Below are 1,144 nucleotides of genomic sequence, written 5' to 3' on the forward strand. Positions count from 1 at the left end.
TGATTGTAAGTAAAAATTATAATAATCTCCCATATTAAGTATAGAATTAAATCCCATACTAATACCAGCTCTAATATCCCCTGCACTTTTAATACCATAATTATCAGCATATAATAATACATTAGCCTTAGTATCAGGAACTACTTCTATAACTATATCAGTTTCTCCTACATTCTCTCCTGCTTGTAAGCCTGCTAGGGTTTGAATGCCATACATTTCATTGACTTTATATACACTATCTTCTATTAATTTAGTAGAGATGATTTTACCTTTGATTCTTTCATTAAGCTTACTTTCAATAAAATAATCTTTTATAGTAGTTTTATTCTTTATTATATACTTACCTAATGTTCCTAAGGCTATGTTTATTTGTACACTATCTTCAAATTCTTGTTGGGGTACATAAGCTGTTGCAGCAGGATAGCCATTAACTTGGAAATAATAAGCAATAATATTAGATATATCTTGTAAATCTTGCAAACTAAATTTTCTAGTGCTAAACTCACTAATGAGTATTTGTAAATCTTCTTCTTTAATACCTAGCTTTTCAAAGCTAGTGTTTTCATTAGTGATGATGAATTTGTATTTGGTTATTACTTCTTTAGTGGTGGTAGTATTAGTTTGATTACTTGAGTTAGTAGAGTTAGTGTTAGAACTATTGTTTGTTTGATTATTTGGATTACTTGTATTATTGTTGGTATTGGTTTGATTGTTTAATTTGGTAGTGTTGTTATTAAAACTATGATTGTTTGAAGCATTATTGGTATTAAAGCTATTATTAGTTGAATTAAAATTATTGTTTGTTTGATTATTTATACTAGAGTTAGTGTTAGCTTTGTCATTGTTTGTATTAGTGTTAGTTTGGTTATTTGGGTTGGTAGTGTTATTATTAGTTTGATTGTTAGCTTCCTCATTAGTTTTATCTTCTTGATTAAATTTTTCTTTTAATTCTTTCTTTTTTTCTTCAAAGTCTTTTTTAGCTTCTTGAGTTTTTTTATAATCATCTTTGGTTTTTAGATTTTCTTTGATAGCTTTGTTTTGAGGGAGGTTTCTATCAGGAGATAATTCTATAACCTTTTCTATATCATTTTTAGCTATGATAATACTTCCATTATTAGCATAGACTAAAGAGCTAATTGCTATA

General features: G+C 27.1%; 1 pseudogene. It reads right to left on the reverse strand.

Annotated features, from left to right (window positions below):
- Nucleotides 1–1,144: pseudogene (locus E2O22_RS08000) on the reverse strand (hypothetical protein); the annotation flags it as partial.

Source organism: Campylobacter lari (genome assembly GCF_004357905.1).
Lineage (GTDB): Bacteria > Campylobacterota > Campylobacteria > Campylobacterales > Campylobacteraceae > Campylobacter_D > Campylobacter_D lari_D.